Raw genomic sequence first — 18,196 nt, 5'->3', positions numbered from 1 at the left:
GATCTATGGACTCGCCTCGGCCCTCGGCAGCCCTTAGACTCCGCACTCTTTTCGACACTTCGACAGGACCCATGGCCTCCTTGCGCACCTTGTTATTGGCGACGCTGCTCGCCATTACTCCCGTTTATGCATTTGCCCAGTCCGTGCCCGGCCTGAGCGCTGGCCAGCCCGCCGAAGACGAAGCGGCAAAATCGGCGCAACCCAGTACGGATGATCGCGCCAAGCGGCTCGCCGAACAGGCCGGAGAAGCACAGCAACGGCTGACCGAACTCAAGACCGAACTAGCCGGCGCACCGAAGGAGATCGCTGCGGCGCAGCGCGAACTGAGCAAACTCAAAGGCAGCGATACCAGCGACCTGGCCGCGAAACTGGCCAAGCTGGCGGTTCCTGCGCTCGAAAAGCGATTGTCCGAGCGCGTCGATGAGCTGGCGACCTGGCAAACGGCACTGACCGCTGCCAACAGCATGATCATCAGCGCACAGACGCGCCCAGAGCGCGCCCAGGCCGATATCAGCAACTCTCAGACACGCATCGATGAAATCAACAACCTGCTCAAGACGGGCCGTGAAAGCGGCAAACCGCTGACGGATGAACGCCGTGAGCTGCTCACGGCGGAGAAATCTGCCCTCAACGCGCAGATAGAGCTACGCCGCAACGAGCTAGCCGGCAACAGCTTGCTGCAGGACCTGGGTGTCGCGCGCCGCGATCTGCTGTCCGAGCGCATCGCCCGTGCCGAGCAGGAAACCATGGCGCTGCAGACGGCAATCAACAACAAGCGCCGGGAAGAATCAGAGCAGACCGTCGCCGAAATCACGCTGAAGGCCGAGAAGACCGGCTCCGGCAAGCTTCTCCCTGCCGAAAGCGCCGAGAACCGCAAACTTTCCGGTTATCTGCTCCGAGCCACCGAGCGCCTCAATGATCTGACTCAGGAAAACCTGCAGACTCGTCAGCAGCTCGACACGCTGAACCAGGCTGACCAGGCATTGGAAGAGCAGATCGCCGTGCTCGAGGGCAGCTTGCTGCTGTCGAAGGTTCTATACCAACAGAAGCAGGCCCTGCCGCAGCTAAGTCTGGATAAGGATCTGGCCGATGAAATCGCCGACATCCGCCTCTATCAGTTCGAGCTGAACCAGAGTCGCGAGCTCAGCGGCAACATCGAAGATTACGTCGACCAGTTGCTCGCCAGCCAGTCACCGGAGGAGGTCAACCCCGAGGTGCGCAGCGCGCTGCTGGAGCTGATGCGCACCCGCAGTGAGCTGCTCGACCGGCTCAACCACGAGCTCAACGCGCTGCTCAGCGAATCGATCACGCTGCAGTTGAACCAACGCCAGCTTCAGACCAAGGCTCAAGCCCTGCGCGAAACGCTGGACGAGCAGATGTTCTGGATTCCGAGCAACAGGCCGCTGGATCTGGACTGGTTCAAGAACGTCCCGACGCTTCTGGATCGCCAGTTGCGGGCGATGCCCTGGGGTTCCGTGTTCGAGGCGCTCGGCGCCGGGCTGCTGGAGCGGCCGCTGTTCTTCGTGCCGCTGCTACTGGTGATCGGTTTACTGCTTTGGCGCCGCAACGCCATCAACGCCAAGCTCGATTCGCTCAGCGACGACATCGGCCATTTCCGCCATGACAGCCAGCTGCATACGCCGCTGGCCCTGCTGCTGAACCTGCTGCTGGCGCTCCCCGGCGCGCTGTTCCTGGCGCTCTGTGGTTACGTCCTGCAAATGGACGGGCGCGGTCAGAACATCAGCCTCGGCGCCGCCTTTTACCAGATGGCCCAGGCCTGGCTGGTGTTCTACAGCGCCTATCGCATGCTTTCTCCCAACCGGGTGGCCGAGGCGCATTTCGGCTGGTTCCGCCCGCAAGTGGCCTTCCTGCGCAACGAGATTCGTCGGCTGGGGCTGGTGGTCATGGCACTGGTAGCGGTCGTGGCGATTGCCGAACATCAGCCAGGCAGTTTGGTCGACGACGTGATCGGCATCGTCGTCGTACTCACCTGTTATGCGCTGATGAGCTGGCGCCTGACGCGCCTGCTGCTGAAAGGCCCATCGAGCCAGAACGCATCACCGGTGCGGCGCATCATCGGCCTCCTGTTCAGCATGCTTCCATTAGCGCTGATCGTAGTCGTGGGCCTGGGTTACTACTACACGGCGCTGAAGCTGACCGGCCGACTGATCGATACCCTGTATCTGTTACTGGCCTGGGTGGTTATCGAGGCCGCCTTGATTCGTGGGCTGACGGTGGCTGCGCGGCGCCTGGCCTACAAGCGAGCAATTGCCAGGCGAGAGGCAAATGCTGATGAAGGGTCGGCTTCGAATGAGGAGGCTGCCGAGCCAGGCCTGGCCATCGAACAGGTCAACGAACAGTCTCTGCGCTTGACCCGATTGGCCATGTTCGGCCTGTTCTTCGTCGTGCTGTATTGGGTCTGGGCCGACCTTATCAGCGTGGTGTCGTACCTCGATAACGTCACGCTGTATGAATTCACCAGCGGCAGCGGTGAGACCGCCAGCACTTCCGCCATAACCCTGAATAACCTGCTCGGTGCGCTGGCGACGGTCGTTATAACCTTCGCGCTGGCGCGAAATCTGCCAGGGCTCCTCGAGGTGCTCGTGCTGTCGCGGATGCGCCTGGCGCAGGGCAGCGCCTATGCGACTGGTACGTTGCTCTCGTACACGCTGGTCGGCATCGGTATCGTCACGACGCTGTCGACGCTTGGCGTGAGCTGGGACAAGCTGCAGTGGCTGGTCGCCGCGCTATCGGTTGGATTGGGCTTCGGCCTGCAGGAAATCTTCGCCAACTTCGTCTCCGGCCTGATCATTCTGTTTGAAAAACCGGTACGCATCGGCGACGTGGTGACCATCGGCAATCTGTCCGGGACCGTCAGTCGCATCCGCATTCGAGCGACGACCATCACCGATTTCGACAACAAGGAAATTATCGTCCCGAACAAGACTTTCGTGACCGACCAACTCGTCAACTGGTCGCTCAACGACACCATTACCCGCGTCACCGTTCGCATCGGCGTGCAGTTCGGTTCCGACCTCGAAGAGGTTCGCAGCCTGCTGTTCCAGGCCGCCCGAGAAAATCCTCGCGTGCTCAAGGAACCTGAACCGCAGGTCTTCTTCCTCAACTTCGGCGAGAGCCGCCTGGACCATGAATTGCGCCTGCATGTGCGCGACCTGGGCGACCGCAACCCGGTAATAGACGAAATCAACCGGCGCATCGACCATGAATTCCGGGCGCGAGGAATCGTCATCGCGTTCCGTCAGCTGGACGTGCATCTGAAAAATCCGCCGCCTGCTCTGGAAATCCAGCAGGCCAATAAAGAAGCAGATCCTATCGGGGCATCTGCCAACGGTCAGTCCTGAGGAACGCCACGACAGGCGCGACCTCCAAAATTCAAATGCGCTCGCCCTGCGGGCGCTACCTTTCAGGTCAGCGCCGGAGCCAACGTGAAGACCCTTAGCGAGCTGAATTTCGACAACCGCTTCGCCCGTCTCGGCGATGTGTTCTCTACCGCCATAACACCTCAACCGCTGGACGAACCGCACCTGGTGATTGCCAGCGAGGCCGCCATGGCGCTCCTCGATCTCGACCCAGCGGTGGCGAAAGATCCACTGTTCGCCGAACTGTTTTCCGGCCACAAGCTTTGGAGCACGGCCGAGCCACGCGCGATGGTTTATTCCGGCCATCAGTTCGGCAGCTATAACCCGCGCCTGGGCGACGGTCGCGGTCTGCTGCTGGGCGAAGTGGTCAACGACGCTGGCGAGCACTGGGACTTGCACCTCAAGGGCGCTGGCAAGACACCTTATTCACGCATGGGCGATGGCCGCGCCGTGCTGCGCTCCTCGATTCGTGAATTCCTCGCCAGCGAGCACCTGCATGCGCTGGGCATTCCCAGCTCGCGCGCGCTGTGCGTGACCGGTTCGGACACGCCGGTCTATCGCGAACGCCAGGAGCGTGGCGCCATGCTGCTGCGCCTGGCCCAAAGCCATGTGCGCTTCGGCAATTTCGAGTTTTTCTACTACACCAAACAGCACGACGAGCTGAAGCAGCTGCTCGATCACGTCGTCGAATGCCATTTCGCCGACTGCCTGGAACATCCCGAGCCCTACCACTCCTTCTTCCGCGAAGTACTGGAGCGCACCGCCGAGCTGATCGCCTATTGGCAGGCGTATGGCTTTTGCCACGGCGTAATGAACACCGACAACATGTCGATCCTCGGCATCACCTTCGATTTCGGTCCCTACGCCTTCCTCGACGACTTCGATGCGCGTTTCATCTGCAACCATTCCGACGATGCCGGGCGCTACTCCTACGAGAACCAGGTGCCTATCGCGCATTGGAACCTGGCCGCACTGGCTCAAGCCCTGACGCCTTTTGTCGCGGTGGAACAGCTGCGCGAGACGATGGACCTGTTTCTGCCGATCTACGAAGCCGCCTGGCTCGACCTGATGCGCCGGCGCCTGGGCTTCCAGACAGCGGAAGAAGACGACAAGACGCTGGTGCAACACCTGCTGCAACTGATGCAGGCCAGCGCCATCGACTACACGCGATTCTTTCGTGAACTCGGCGACAGCGCACCGGAGCAGTCTTTGGCTCGCCTGCGCGAAGATTTCATCGACATCAAGGCCTTCGACGACTGGGCCGCAGCCTATCGCCAGCGTGCTGAGCGTGACAGCGGCGACCAGAGCGAACGCCGGACACGTATGCATGCGGTCAACCCGAAGTACATCCTGCGCAATTACCTAGCCCAGCAGGCAATCGAAGCAGCCGAAGCGGGAAACTACGGTCCGGTTCGCGAACTGCATGCGGTGCTCAGCCATCCCTTCGACGAGCAACCAAACATGGAACGCTACGCCGAGCGGCCACCGGAATGGGGCAAGCATCTTGAAATCAGCTGTTCGTCTTAACGTTCGGACGCTGCGCAAGAAGCTGCTCAAAGAGCTGTGGATAAGCCTGTGGAAAACTCGGCAAACGCATTGATGGCGGCAGTGCTGTGGCCGCTGCGCCATGTTCTGCACATCCAGCGGCAAGTTTTTGCACAAGTTAATGTGACGCCAGCCGCATCGTGTCACGCGCCGAAGCTTGCCTTTAATTATCTATTTGATAATTAAAGCTTTTTATTAACTGGCACGCCCCTTGTACTCCTTTACTCGCCATCCCGGCATTCAACAAGGCAAGGAGAGCGTTCATGCCAACACCCGCGTATCTGTCCCTCGAAGGCACCAAGCAAGGTCTGATCACCGCAGGCACTTTCACCGAGGACTCGGTCGGCAATATTTTCCAGGAAGGACATGAGGACCAGATTCTGGTTCAGGCATTCAGCCATCAGGTCATCATTCCGCGCGACCCGCAGTCCGGTCAGCCCACCGGCCAGCGTGTACACAAGCCGCTGATGATCACCAAGGTATTCGACAAGTCGTCGCCGCTGATCTTCAACTCGCTGACCTCCGGCGAGCGCCTGAGCAAATGCCGCCTGGAGTGGTACCGCACTTCCTCCACCGGTACCCAGGAGCACTACTACACCATCGAACTCGAAGATGCGGTGATCGTCGACGTGCAGTCGCGCATGCCCAACTGCCAAGACCCGAACATGTCCCACTTCACCCATCTGGAAGACGTGTATTTCACCTACCGCAAGATCGTCTGGACCCACGAAGTCTCCGGCACTTCCGGCTCCGATGACTGGCGTACACCGATCGCCAGCTAAGGTGATCGCGGCATGAAAGGCTTCGGTCGGGCCCGGCCTGACCGAAGCTTTTTTGCGAAGCAGTAGCGGAAATTCGACTCGCGACGCGGCAATACACGACCCAGCACGTAGCCGCGCCGCCAGCCTGTGGTACATCGAGCCCCCGCATGCGCCCTGGCGCAAATCATGGACGGATCCAGGAGGAACAAGGATGTTCGCCCCCGCCAACCAAGCCCATTTTTCCCTGCATATCGAAGGCATCGAGCATGATCTTCAAGTGCTCGAATTCAGCGGCCGCGAAGCCATCAGCCAGCCCTATCGCTTCGAGCTGGAACTGGTCAGCGAACGCCCAGACATCGATCTGGAACGCTTGCTGCAGCAGCCTGCGTTCCTGGCATTCACCGAAGACGGCACCGGCATTCATGGCCAGATATATCGCGCCGCGCAAGGCGAGTCCGGCAAACGCCTGACTCGCTATCAACTGGTCATCGTCCCGAGACTCGCCTATTTGGCGCACCGGACCAACCAGCGCATCTTCCAACACCTCACGGCGCCGCAAATCATCGCGCGGATGATCGAGGAACACGGCATCCTCGCCGGTGACGGCTACCGATTCGACCTTGGTCCGGTGATCTACCCAGAACGGGATTACTGCGTTCAGTACGACGAAACCGATCTGCACTTCATCCAGCGGCTATGCGAGGAAGAAGGCATTCACTACCACTTCCAGCACAGCGAAGCCGGCCACACGCTGGTGTTCGGCGATGACCAGACGGTGTTTCCAAAGCTGGCATCCGTCGCCTATCAGCAGGATTCCGGACTGGTCGCAGATGAACCAGTGGTCAAGCGCTTCGGTGTGCGCGTAGAGACCCGTACCAGCCGGGTGACACGCCGTGATTATGATTTCGAAAAGCCACGCCTGACCATGGAAGCGGCCGTTCGGAGCGACGCCCAGCCCGACCTTGAGGATTACGACTATCCCGGCCGCTTCGTCGATCGTGAGCGTGGCAAGCACCTGTCTCTGCGCGCTCTGGAACGGCACCGCCATGATTTTGAGCTGGCCGAAGGCGAGAGCGATCAGCCGCTGCTGGTCAGTGGTCACTTTCTTCCGTTCACCGAGCACCCGCGGATCGACTGGAACCAGCTCTGGCTGATCAACGAGATCTACCATGAGGGCAAGCAGCCTCAGGTATTAGAGGAATCAATTACCAGTTCCGGCCTACGCAGACAGCCCCCTCTCCCTCTGGGAGAGGGTTGGGGTGAGGGCGCTTTCGAACAAGGCTACCGCAACCGATTCTCCGCCACGCCTTGGGCCGTTCCGTTCCGCCCGCCCATCAAGCACCCGAAACCACGCATCTTCGGCAGCCAGAGCGCTGTAATCACCGGTCCCGCCGGTGAGGAAATCCACTGCGACGAATACGGTCGGGTGAAGGTTCAGTTCTTTTGGGACCGCGACGGTCAAGCCAACGACAAGACCAGTTGCTGGCTACGCGTCTCCAGCAGTTGGGCCGGAGATCGCTATGGCGGCATCGCCATCCCCCGCGTCGGCATGGAAGTGCTGATCACCTTTCTCGAGGGCGACCCTGATCAGCCGTTGGTAACCGGCTGCCTGTACCACAAGGAAAACGCGGTTCCCTACGACCTGCCGGCGAACAAAACCCGCAGCGTATTCAAGTCCCTCAGCAGCCCCGGCGGCGATGGTTACAACGAGCTGCGGATCGAAGACCGCAAGGGCCAGGAGCAGATCTACATCCACGCCGAGCGCGACTGGGACGAAAACATCGAGCACGACCAAAAAATCCGCGTCGGCCACGAACGCCACGACACGGTCGAGGCCAACAGCTACAGCGAATTCAAAGCCGAAGAACACCGCACCACTCACGGCGACCGCAGAAGCGAAATCAAAGCCAACGATCACCTCACCGTCGGCGGCAACCAGCACGTCAAAATCGGCACTGGTCAGTTCATCGAAGCCGGCAACGAAATCCACCTCTCCAGCGGGCTCAAAGTCATCCTCGAAGCCGGCAGCGAACTGACGTTCAAAGCCGCCGGCAGCTTCATCAAGCTCGATGCGAGCGGCATCACCATGGCCGGGCCGGTGATTAAGATCAACTCGGGGGGTGGTCCGGGGAAGGGAACCGGCGCGGCGGCCATTCTGCCAGGGCAGGTGAAGCCGGCGGATGCGGATGAGGCGGGCATACCTTTGGAAGCTCTGGTGAAACAGAACCTATTGTTTCGCAGCACCCGGGCGGGTGTGTGTGAAGTCTGCGAAGCAGCCAAGGCAACGCCTGGAGACAATGCATGAGCTCGTCCACGACCAGCTGCAACGGCCACGGTGCACTTTTGCTGGATGGAGCTCGCTACGAAAGCGCGACGGCCTGGCTCTATCACTCCTTTCCAAGCCACCAGCCGCTGCCACTGCTACTCGGTACCGCCTACTATCCCATAGCAGACGCGGGCCCCATTCTATTGGACGCCCCCATGGGCAGCCCGGCTTACGAAGCATGGAAGCACGGCAACGGTATCGAGGACGGCGTCTGGCTGGAAAGCGACGTCCCGATAGACGCCTTACAGCGCATCCTGCAAAACCGTTTGCGCATCTTTACCCCTGAGCATCGCGAACTCTGGCTGCGTCTCGGCGACGCCCGTCCGCTGTATTCGGCATGGCAGAGCGGGGCGAAGTGGCCGGAGGGCTTCTGGCATCGTATCCAACGCATCTGGCTTCGTCACGAACACAGCACTTTTTGCGCCTGGCATAACGAATACCCAGAAAGGAACAATGCGCAGGCCGACTTGGGCGTCGTTGCCCAGCTGATGCTCGACTGGCCACTGCTGGAAGCACTCGCCAGCCAGGACGACCCGGCACAGGAAACTGCCATATGACCGCTCAAGCCCCACACCCATCCGGTTCGATAGTGGCCGCCTGCCCATTGCTCAGCGCTGTGTTGCCCCTACGCTATGCGCTCGGCCCTACCCTGCCGGTGGACACTAGCGCCTATGGACTGCCGCCGTTGCAAGGAGTGTTCCCCAATATCGGCGTTTATTTCGAGTCTTTGCAGGGCCGCTCGCTAAATTACACCACCCGCCTGTTACGTGACGGCTGGCTGTATGTCTGGCAGAGCGGGCTGAAACAAATGATTGAATACCGCGTCAACCGGGCCACGTTTACCCAAACTCCGCGTGCCGGAAAAATCATCGACGGACGCAAGTTGCCCTATCTACTACTTCCTTCCGGCGAGTCGGCCATGCTGGCCTGGTCTCCCACCCAGTGGAGCGATAACCAGTTCGCTGCGGCCAAGACGAAGGCGGACGTGCGCCAACGAGTAATGCGCGCATTTATGCCTGGTGCAGCTCCTTTCAGCGGCCAGGCCCGTACTGTCCACGAGCGTATCGGCGATTACATGGACGCTACCTGGTATGGCTGGAGCTGCGAACCCTCTACTACGCACCGCCCGGACTGGCCACAACTACTGGACGACATGCAGCGCTGCGAACAGCAGTCCTATGCCTTGATCGACGATCCCTGGGGCGTACTGCTGGATCTGGCTGAATTACTCCGCGCCTGCCAGCAAGCGTTTAAGGTCACCCGTGAAATACATGGCGAGAATTGGGCCATGGCCGGCGTGATCAAGTCTCTGGCTGAGAGCGACCCGCAAATCGATGGCCAGCTGCGCAGCATGACCAACTACCGCAAATTACAAACCGCCTGGCAGGAGCAAACGCAGGAAGAGGACGAATACAGTGTCGATGTGCGTCGTCTCAGTGAGCTCTGGGCTGCCTGGTTCAATACTCTGGCAGAACGTGGTCCCGCAAGCCTGGACACCGCGTGTGGCCACTTCGACATTACCCAGCCGGCACCGCGAGCGGAGCTAGAGCTGCACTTCGCCGCCGCCTGCCTTGGTCCCGCGACAACCGGCCCTGGTGCGCAAGCCATCGCCAACGCCTTGATGCTCCAACAAAAAGCAGGCAAACCCTGGTTGGTCTGGTCACTGTTGGGGCTGGGGAAGCGGCTGGGCATTGGCGAAGTCAGCAGCATCGCCGGGCTGGCAGACGGCGCCAGAGACAATGGTGACAGCGCACTGGCTGAAGCGCGCAAACTGGCGGAACTGCTTAACAAGGCGGCTGGGGGCTTGGCTCGCCATGTTCAGGGCACTCTATTGGAGGCGCTGTTCGCCGCCCTTGCGCCTATTGCCGGCCTGAGCCTGAGACAGACCGACAATGGCTCCAACGCAGCTGGCCGTCTTTACCTAGCCGCCGCGCTTGCACGCAGCCAGCAGCGCCTGGCAATCGAAGCGGTTACTCAGCGCCAGGTTGGCGAGTGGATGAGCGACCTGATGGACACACGTCCCCGACTGCCCGCCAACCTCAGGCACACACCATTAAGCGTTGCGGTCAGTGACGCCTTGCCATTTTTCCGCCTGTTACCGGCAAAAGACCTACCCGCTTTGACAGGACACTTGGCCGCCGACGTCAACCTCAAGGGGATGTTCGATCTGAGTAAGGGGGCGATGGAAAAGGCCCCGATCAAGTGTCTGGTGGCGCTAGTCGCAGGGGTGAATTTTGCTTGGGGTGGAGTGCAGGTTTTAGATGGCACGACGAAGAGCAGGCTCAACTTTCTAAGTGGCCTCTCTGGCATTTCGTCTGCTACATCCGCAATGGTGCAAAAGGTTACCGAAGTCGACTGGGAGGTAACGATCAGGGCTGCAGGTACCCATTCTTTTTCGTCTCAAGCAGCTCTGTCCAAGGCATTGGGTGTTGGCGCCACCACTGCGTTTCTACAATCAGTCACTTCAGGTCTCGATGTATTGGTCTTTGGTATCGAGGCCATGGAATCCTACCAAACCGGCGATATCGATACCGCGAGCATCAACGCGGGGCTTACCCTGGCCTCCGCCGCCAACCTGCGCCTGTACGTGAAAAGCTTTCGCGCCATTCGTGCCGCTCGTGCCGCAGTGATTGCCGGCGAGGCTGCTGCAATAGGGCGAGGTATCAGCGTGGCACCGCACCTGGCCGCCCGCGCACTAGGCTGGACCATCCTGATCGTCGGAGGAGTTATCGCCCGGCAATACACCCAGGACACGCCATTGGAAGCCTGGATCAAACATACTCGCTTCGGCACCCACCCAGCGGAGTGGGCCAATAGCTATGAGAAATCGATGACCGAGTTGTACAAGATCGTTTTCCCCATCAGCCTCCAGGCTTACCGGCTCAACGAGCTGAACCCCTATCGCGGTATGCAGACCATTACCTATGTACTGCTGCACCTACCGGGCAGGGATGTCCTGAGCGAAGATATGATCTACTTCAAAGGACACGAAACCTGGGGCAGCTTTTTCGGCCTTGGCGGCACTCGCAGGGCAGTGGAATGGACGGGCAAGCACTTCGATCATCACAGCGGCACCCGGGTGACAACCGAGCCTGGCGTTGCCGTTTACCGCCGCGTTTACCATGAAGAAAACAGCCTCGAGCTCGATGCCATTAGCGGCGAACTGAGCTATTCGCCCGTCGAAGGACTGACCCTGCCGCCCATTGAAATCAAGGAACTCGCATGGCTGTAAGCGACCTGATCCAGCAAGCCCGTGCCCGCTTCGGGCAAGCGCCTAACGTGGTGCTGAGCGCCGACCAACCTACCGGTGAAAAGCCTTGGGAAATGTTCGTTACCGACGAACACACCGAGCATTATCTGGCATTAAAAGCAGGAGGAGACGCTGATACGGGGATGTTTGCTGGGATATTGGGTGGGCTTGGAGTTATGGCGGTACTTTCAATCAGCATAATAGCGTTGTTTGCCCAGCGCTGGGATGTCGTGCCACCCATGCTCTTGATATGCGCCATTATGTTTATTGTCCCCTTTTTCTGGGAGGTTCGCCGCCCGCTGCCTCTGCCCATCCTTTTCAATCGCCGTACCCGCGAGGTCTATTTCGACCATAACGGCGAGCTTTACCACACCCCCTGGGACGGCGTTCAAGCGCTGGCCGGTGAGTATGTGATGGTTGGCCCTCAAACCGGCGGCATGCGTAACGCCTCTTTGGAAATTCTCGTGCGCCGCCTGGGTGAGCCAGACGACGCGTTGCTGGTAAGCCTCGGTCTGCCCATGGGCAAGACCTTGCAAATGCAAAAAGGCTTCTGGGAATGGCTGCGCGCCTATATGGACAATGGGCCCTGGTTCGATGAACACGGCCAGCGCAGCGATTCAGACGCCTATGTCAGGGAGATGCTCAAGGCCAGCAGCATTAAACGCACCGACTGGCACAGGCTCACCTTGGCCAAGATCGCCGACAAAAAGGCGGCCAATGGCGGCAAGAACTACCTCGAGTGGACCGACGCCTTCATGCTGGCGTGGGAAGTGTGGTCCTATCCGATGAACTGGCTGCACGAGTTCACCTACAACGTCGCTAAGCGCCGCTCCCGTAATCGCTGGCCTCAGATAGTTACTGAGCGTTTGCAAGCCGTTGGCCCAACCACGCGTTTAATTGATCTGGAGCGTGAGCGCGGGCTGGATGTTTAACCAAATGATGGCGTGCTCGCTAAGGGCTCGGACGTCTGGTTCGGCTTTCCGGCTTTTGTTGGCTATATCCAATTGCAGTTCTATGGAGTCCGCTGATCCCAGATCATGCGTTCCACGCTTTCCGGGCGAAGCAAAAGCGTTACGGGCAACATGGCATATTGCTATTAGGCAAATTGATTGGCATAAAGCCTGACTGCCTGACTACATGGATGTTCACCATGCGACTGCTCCGCCGTGCCCTTTTCTGGCTGCTGTTGTTAGTAGCGTTGCTCGCGTTGATTGGCGCCTATTTTGTCGCCTTCCCCAGCCTGCCCGCTTACCAACAGCCCAAGCAGCTTCATTATCTGGACCAGTGGAGTGAGGAAGACCGACAAACCTTCTACTACACACCGCAGGGCACACAGGTCAAAGGCTTGAGGTACGAATGGTTCCAGGCGCTGGAAAAGCCATTTGGCCGGGAAAAGCTCGCCGCGCCGGACTATCTGGCCAGGTTCGGCTTTCTCGTTGACCCGCAACAGCAGCCGTCGATGCGCAATCCGGCCAACTTGCCCGTTGGCTTTGCACGACATGAAGACAGCGAAACCGGGTTTGCCTATCTCGATATAAGTTGTGCCGCATGCCATACGGGCGAGCTGCGCCACCGCGGCCAAGCCATACGTATCGATGGCGGAGCGGCATTGCACTCGCTTGCCTCGACGGTACCCACATTGAGAGGCGGAGCGTTCGGTCAGGCGCTAGGAATGAGCATGGCCGCAACGTACTACAACCCGGTCAAATTCAAACGGTTCGCACAGGAAGTTCTCGGCGACAACTACGCACACGACCGCGAGCAGCTGCGTATCGACTTCAAACGGGTGCTGGATCGGTTGCTCAGCACGGCCTTCAACGACTGGCATCGCGGCCTCTACCCAACAGAAGAGGGCTTCGGCCGTACCGATGCGTTCGGGCGGATCGCCAACACCGTATTTGGCGATGCCATCGATGCGGGAAACTATCGGGTCGCCAACGCACCGGTCAGCTATCCCCAGGTATGGGATATATGGAAGTTCGACTGGGTTCAGTGGAATGGCTCGGCCATGCAGCCTATGGCGCGCAATATCGGCGAGGCATTAGGCGTGGGCGCGCGCCTGCACCTGCTGCACGAAGATGGCAACCCCATACCGCTCGCCGAACGTTACTCATCGAGCGTTCGCGTGCGAGATCTCGATAAGCTGGAGCAGACGCTCAAACACCTGAAGCCGCCGCGCTGGCCCGAAGAGGTACTGGGCAAGGTCGATATCGAAAAGGCCAGCTTCGGTCGCGCACTGTTCGAGGAAAATTGCGCCTATTGCCACGCAGCCGCCCCCAAGCCCGTGGGCGAGCGCTTTGCTGCAAGCAGAGACCCTGAATGGCGCATGCGAATCGTCCCGACTGAGATCATCGGCACCGACCCCACAACCGCAGACAATATTGCCGATCATCGCTTCGACGTCAGCCGGTTAGGCTGGACGCAGGACGAATTGAAAGAACTGGACGTCCAGCTCTTTGGCGCCTCGCCAGCGGAGCTGGACCTGCAAAAGATATCCAGCGCAAAAGGGCTGGCTTACATCACGGCCTATGTCGAACAGCGCGCCTACCGCGACGCCGGCATCCATCCTGACGAGCGTGCCAGCATGGACGGGTTCGGCCTGCCCATCGGTGTGCAGGAAATACGCGGTTATAAAGCCCGCCCCCTCAATGGTATTTGGGCCACGCCGCCTTTTCTTCACAATGGATCGGTCGCGAACCTGTTCGAATTATTGTCGCCGGTGGCCGAACGGCAGAAGGAGTTCTGGGTGGGCTCTTTCGAGTACGACACCAAGCGCCTCGGCTTTGAAACCAGCGCCTTTCCCGGCGGTTTCCTGCTCGATACGGCGATTACCGGCAACAGCAACCAGGGCCATGAATTTCGCGCTGGTTGCCGTGGGCAAGGCGTTATAGGGCGCGCCCTGCTGCCCCATGAACGCTGGGCACTGATCGAATATTTGAAAGTGCTGGGCGACGACCGATTCGAGCCGCGACTGCAAGACCTGCCAGCCAAGCCATGGACACCGGGGCCCAACTGCGGGTGACGCCACGTGCCGCAGCGTTGCATCAAACTTGAACGGTCAAAGGGACTTCACCATGCTTAAAAAACTCTGGATCTGCCTGGGTAACTGGCTCGGCAAAATACTCTTGCTGGTTCTGGCCTTGGGCCTTGGCGGTTGGCTGATCAGCAGCCTGTTCTACGGCTGGAAATTTTCCGGCCCGGTGTCACGCGAGGAGCAGATTCCTGCCACCGAAAAGGCAGACACGCAGGCCATCATCGCCGATGCGATCCGGGTCGTCGAACAACACAGGGACAACACTCGGGTGCTACGCGACGCGCACGCCAAGGCGCATGGTTGTCTCAAGGCGGAGGTTTCCGTCCGCAGCGACATTGACAGCGATCTGCGCCATGGCGTGTTCAGCCAACCCGGACATCGCTGGCAGGCGTGGGTAAGGCTGTCCAACGGCAATGCCTACCCTCAATTCGATCGTGCCCGAGATGCCCGAGGAATGGCGATCAAACTGCTCGATGTTACGGGGCCAAAGTTGTCAGCGAACCCGGCCCATGCAGATGAACAGGATTTCGTCATGTTCAATCACCCGGCATTCTTCGTCCGTGACGTAGCCGAATACCGGAGCAATTTCGCCGCCCAGGCCGAGGGCAAGAAAGTGCTGGCGTTCTTTCCAGGCTGGGATCCCCGCCACTGGGAAATCCGTCACCTGACGATTGCGCTGAAGACCCTGTCGCCAGCGCCTGACAGCCCAGTGGCGACCACCTACAACTCGGTGGCGCCGTTCAAGCTTGGGCCGCTGAACATTAAATACCGCGTGATACCTGCGCCGGAGAACTGCCCGGCTTATCAATTGCCCGAACAGAACCGCGACTTGCCCAACTTCTTGCGCAACGCGCTCTATCAGCAGCTTTCGCTCGACCAGACGCCCGCCTGTTTCACGTTGCAGATACAACGGCAAAACGCCGAGTTCTACATGCCTATCGAGGACCCCAGCGTCGAGTGGGACGAGTCGGTTTCGCCGTACGAACCCGTCGCCGATATCCGCCTTCTCGCCCAGGATTTCGACAGCCCAGGGCAGAATATCGATTGTGACAACCTGTCCTTCAACCCTTGGCATTCACTCCCTGAACATCGGCCAATCGGCGGCATCAACCGCTTGAGAAAAGTAGTGTACGAAGCCATTAGTGCTTACCGCCTGGACCGCAACGGTGCCTTCCGAACTGACCATTAGTACTGCTGCTCTGCCTGCCCGAGCGAGTTGACCCGCGGTTACGCGAGCCTCTCGAAGCCAGAAGCTATCGATGTTCGCCTGGAGCGGGCTGTTTCAGCTCTCGGCGCCCAACGGCAGCAGAACTCGGAATAGCGCACCCTGGCCTTCTTCGCTTTCCACCTGGATACGACCGTTGTGGGCTTTGACGATCTGTTCGGCGATGAACAGGCCAAGCCCCAACCCGGCACTGCTTTCGCTGCCTTCGGCGCGCTCGAACTGGCAGAAGATCCGTTCCAGGCTTTTCTGGTTGATGCCGATGCCCTGGTCACTCACTTCGATACAGGCGTCTGTCGATGTGGTGCGCACGTTGATTTGCACGGGTCTGCCCGCGCCGTAGCGCATCGCGTTGGTCAGCAGATTGGCCAACACCTGCTCGATGCGAAACTCATCCCAGACGCCGAAGATCGGCTCCGGGCGCTGGAACAGCAGCGTGCAGCCGCTGGCTTCCATCTGCGGCGCAAAATTTTCCACCACACTGGCCACCAGTTTGCCCAGATCCACACGGGTGGGCCTGATCGACAGCTTACCGGTGCGAATGCGCGATACGTCGAGCATATCGTCGATCAGGCGGATCAGGCTTTGCACCTGCCGCTCATCCTTGTCGACCATCTGCCGCAGCTTGTCCTCACTGAACGCGGCGAAGTTGCTCCGCCCGAGCTGCAGCTTGCGCAGCTGCACCTCAAGGATGAGGGTGTTGAGTGGCGTTTTCAGCTCGTGGGAGACGATCGACATGAAGTCGTCGCGTATGCGTACCGCATCTTCCAGCTCGGCCTTGGTGCTGCGTAGCTCGTCGAGCAGGACTTCCTGTTCGCGGCGGCTGCTTTCGAGCGCTTCGAGCTGGCGCGCCATGCGCTTGCGGTTGCGATAGAGATCGACGAATACACTGACCTTGCTACGCACCGCATGGGTGTCCAGCGGTTTGTGCATGAAGTCGACGGCGCCGCTCTCGTAGCCTTTGAATGCGTAGTTGAGCTCGCGGCCGGCGGCGCTGACGAAGACGATGGGAATCTGCTTGGTGCGCTCGGTGCCGCGCATCAGCTCGGCCAGCTGAAAACCGTCCATGCCGGGCATTTGCACGTCGAGGATGGCCAGGGCGAACTCATGCTGCAGCAACAGCTCGAGCGCCTGCTCCGCCGATTCGGCCTGATGCACGTGGATGCCCGGTGCCTTGAGAATGGCATCCAGTGCCAGCAGATTCTCCGGCAGATCATCGACGATCAGCAGATTAGCTTCATCGGTGTGGTTGGGCATGGGTCACTCCAGTTCACGCAACAATCGATGAATATCGCGCAAGGGCAAAATGTAGTCCGGCGCAAAGCGCTGGAGCGCTGCAAGCGGCATTGTCTTAACTTCGGCTTCGCCGGGATCCTGGACGACAGTGGTGCCACCGGCACGTTTGATCGCTTCGAGGCCGGCCGCGCCGTCCTCGTTGGCACCAGTCAGCAGGATACCGGCAACGCGCTCGCCCCAGGCATCGGCTGCCGACTCGAACAGCACATCGATCGAGGGGCGAGAGAAATGCATCGCATCATCCTGGCTGAGCGAGAGGGTCAGGTCCGCCTCCACCAGCAGGTGGTATCCGGGCGCGGCGAAATACAGGGTCGCACCGCACACCGGCTCTTTATCGTCCGCTTCCTTGACCTTCAGGTTGGTCTTGCGCTGGAATATCTCAGCGAGCTGCGTCGGCCCGCTGGCGGGCACGTGTTGCACCATCAACAGCGGTAGCCGAAAGCTTGCCGGCAGTCCGCTGACCAGCACGCTCAGCGCGGCCAGCCCGCCCGCCGAGGCACCAATCACCACGGCATCGATGGGGCGGGCGGGTGGGCTGGTAGAAGCACTGGTGGTCGCGCGTGTCATAGCTTGCGGAAGATCCTCTCCTGCTTGTCGAACGCCTCGTAACGGTCGGCATAGCCGGAGAACTCGACGGTTTCCTTGCTACCCAGGCCGAGAAAGCCGCGATGGCAAAGAGAATCATGAAACAGCCCAAACGCGCGGTTCTGCAGTGGCTTGTTGAAATAGATCAGCACATTGCGGCAGGAAATCAATTGAGTCTCGGCAAAGACGCTATCGGTCGCCAGACTATGGTCGGCAAAAGTCACCTGCTCCTTCAAGGACTTATCCATGATCGCCGAGTCATAGGCGGCCGTGTAGTAGTCGCTGAGGCTGTGCTTGCCACCGGCGCGCTGGTAGTTGGTCGTGTACTGCTGCATGTCGCCAATATCGAAGATGCCCTGGCGCGCCTGTTCCAGCGAGCGTGGATTGATGTCGGTGGCGTAGAGAATGGTGCGTTCCAGCAAGCCCTCCTCCTTGAGCAGGATCGCCATCGAGTAAACCTCTTCGCCCGTGCTGCACCCGGCAATCCAGACTTTCAGCGACGGATAAGTACGCAGCACCGGAACCACCTGCTCACGCAACGCCAGGTAATAACTGGGGTCACGGAACATCTCGCTCACCGGGATAGTGAGAAACTGCAGCAGCTCCATGAACGCCTGCGGATCGTAAAGAATCTTGCGCTGCAGCTCCGAGATGCTCTCGCATTGCATCTGTTGCAGCGCCAGCAGCACCCGGCGCTTGAGCGAGGCGCCGGAATAGTCACGGAAATCGTAGCTGTAGCGCAGGTAGATCGCTTCGATCAGCAGCTTCAGCTCGATGGCTTGGTTGCGGTCCGGCAT

The 18,196-nt window shown here is 59.8% G+C and carries 12 protein-coding genes; 9 read left to right on the top strand and 3 right to left on the bottom strand.

The window, feature by feature from the left end; translation table 11 throughout:
- Positions 1-71: 71 nt before the first annotated feature.
- The 9 genes from mscK to AC2LD7_RS09485 all read left to right on the top strand — a co-directional run bounded on the left by mscK (position 72) and on the right by AC2LD7_RS09485 (position 15,485).
- A complete protein-coding gene (mscK, locus tag AC2LD7_RS09525; protein ID WP_484597513.1) occupies positions 72-3,362 on the top strand; it encodes a mechanosensitive channel MscK in 3,291 nt (1,096 codons plus the stop codon).
- A gap of 84 nt (positions 3,363-3,446) precedes the next feature.
- The gene (selO, locus tag AC2LD7_RS09520) at positions 3,447-4,907 is read left to right on the top strand and encodes a protein adenylyltransferase SelO (RefSeq protein ID WP_484597512.1); all 1,461 of its coding nucleotides are present in this window, start codon (positions 3,447-3,449) and stop codon (positions 4,905-4,907) included.
- A 281-nt stretch (positions 4,908-5,188) separates the two neighbouring features.
- On the top strand, positions 5,189-5,707 hold the full coding sequence (locus AC2LD7_RS09515; RefSeq protein ID WP_484597511.1) for an Hcp family type VI secretion system effector: 519 nt from the start codon (positions 5,189-5,191) through the stop codon (positions 5,705-5,707).
- A 190-nt stretch (positions 5,708-5,897) separates the two neighbouring features.
- Positions 5,898-7,991 (top strand): type VI secretion system Vgr family protein, encoded by a 2,094-nt coding sequence (locus AC2LD7_RS09510; RefSeq protein WP_484597510.1) that lies wholly within the window; start codon positions 5,898-5,900, stop codon positions 7,989-7,991.
- The gene (locus tag AC2LD7_RS09505) at positions 7,988-8,569 is read left to right on the top strand and encodes a DUF4123 domain-containing protein (protein ID WP_484597509.1); all 582 of its coding nucleotides are present in this window, start codon (positions 7,988-7,990) and stop codon (positions 8,567-8,569) included. The genes AC2LD7_RS09510 and AC2LD7_RS09505 overlap by 4 nt, the downstream gene beginning before the upstream one ends.
- On the top strand, positions 8,566-11,244 hold the full coding sequence (locus tag AC2LD7_RS09500) for a toxin VasX (RefSeq protein WP_484597508.1): 2,679 nt from the start codon (positions 8,566-8,568) through the stop codon (positions 11,242-11,244). The genes AC2LD7_RS09505 and AC2LD7_RS09500 overlap by 4 nt, the downstream gene beginning before the upstream one ends.
- On the top strand, positions 11,235-12,194 hold the full coding sequence (locus AC2LD7_RS09495; protein WP_484597507.1) for a hypothetical protein: 960 nt from the start codon (positions 11,235-11,237) through the stop codon (positions 12,192-12,194). Before AC2LD7_RS09500 ends, AC2LD7_RS09495 begins: the two co-directional genes overlap by 10 nt.
- Before the next feature lie 218 nt (positions 12,195-12,412).
- The gene (locus AC2LD7_RS09490) at positions 12,413-14,284 is read left to right on the top strand and encodes a di-heme-cytochrome C peroxidase (protein ID WP_484597506.1); all 1,872 of its coding nucleotides are present in this window, start codon (positions 12,413-12,415) and stop codon (positions 14,282-14,284) included.
- Between the two features lie 52 nt (positions 14,285-14,336).
- Positions 14,337-15,485, top strand: coding sequence for a catalase family protein (locus AC2LD7_RS09485; RefSeq protein ID WP_484597505.1), 1,149 nt, complete (start codon positions 14,337-14,339; stop codon positions 15,483-15,485).
- A gap of 93 nt (positions 15,486-15,578) precedes the next feature.
- Here the strand turns inward: AC2LD7_RS09485 and AC2LD7_RS09480 are convergent, their stop codons facing one another.
- Genes AC2LD7_RS09480 through AC2LD7_RS09470 form a run of 3 tightly spaced genes read right to left on the bottom strand, consistent with a single transcriptional unit; the run spans position 15,579 to position 18,196 of the window.
- Positions 15,579-16,775 carry a hybrid sensor histidine kinase/response regulator gene (locus AC2LD7_RS09480; RefSeq protein WP_484597504.1) on the bottom strand — a complete coding sequence of 399 codons (1,197 nt, stop codon included), beginning with the start codon at positions 16,773-16,775 and terminating at the stop codon, positions 15,579-15,581.
- 3 nt (positions 16,776-16,778) lie between these two features.
- A complete protein-coding gene (locus tag AC2LD7_RS09475) occupies positions 16,779-17,381 on the bottom strand; it encodes a chemotaxis protein CheB (RefSeq protein WP_484597503.1) in 603 nt (200 codons plus the stop codon).
- The gene (locus AC2LD7_RS09470; RefSeq protein ID WP_484597502.1) at positions 17,378-18,196 is read right to left on the bottom strand and encodes a CheR family methyltransferase; all 819 of its coding nucleotides are present in this window, start codon (positions 18,194-18,196) and stop codon (positions 17,378-17,380) included. The genes AC2LD7_RS09475 and AC2LD7_RS09470 overlap by 4 nt, the downstream gene beginning before the upstream one ends.

The organism is Stutzerimonas sp. (assembly GCF_982611455.1).
This window is presented reverse-complemented; position numbering and strand designations above follow the sequence as displayed.

Coding starts and splice junctions, on each gene's coding strand:
- AC2LD7_RS09490 (WP_484597506.1), top strand. CDS start 12,413: ATGCGACTGCTCCGCCGTGCCCTTTTCTGGCTGCTGTTGTTAGTAGCG.
- AC2LD7_RS09505 (WP_484597509.1), top strand. CDS start 7,988: ATGAGCTCGTCCACGACCAGCTGCAACGGCCACGGTGCACTTTTGCTG.
- AC2LD7_RS09475 (WP_484597503.1), bottom strand. CDS start 17,381: ATGACACGCGCGACCACCAGTGCTTCTACCAGCCCACCCGCCCGCCCC.
- AC2LD7_RS09480 (WP_484597504.1), bottom strand. CDS start 16,775: ATGCCCAACCACACCGATGAAGCTAATCTGCTGATCGTCGATGATCTG.
- AC2LD7_RS09485 (WP_484597505.1), top strand. CDS start 14,337: ATGCTTAAAAAACTCTGGATCTGCCTGGGTAACTGGCTCGGCAAAATA.
- AC2LD7_RS09515 (WP_484597511.1), top strand. CDS start 5,189: ATGCCAACACCCGCGTATCTGTCCCTCGAAGGCACCAAGCAAGGTCTG.
- AC2LD7_RS09495 (WP_484597507.1), top strand. CDS start 11,235: ATGGCTGTAAGCGACCTGATCCAGCAAGCCCGTGCCCGCTTCGGGCAA.
- AC2LD7_RS09500 (WP_484597508.1), top strand. CDS start 8,566: ATGACCGCTCAAGCCCCACACCCATCCGGTTCGATAGTGGCCGCCTGC.
- AC2LD7_RS09470 (WP_484597502.1), bottom strand. CDS start 18,196: ATGCCGGACCGCAACCAAGCCATCGAGCTGAAGCTGCTGATCGAAGCG.
- mscK (WP_484597513.1), top strand. CDS start 72: ATGGCCTCCTTGCGCACCTTGTTATTGGCGACGCTGCTCGCCATTACT.
- AC2LD7_RS09510 (WP_484597510.1), top strand. CDS start 5,898: ATGTTCGCCCCCGCCAACCAAGCCCATTTTTCCCTGCATATCGAAGGC.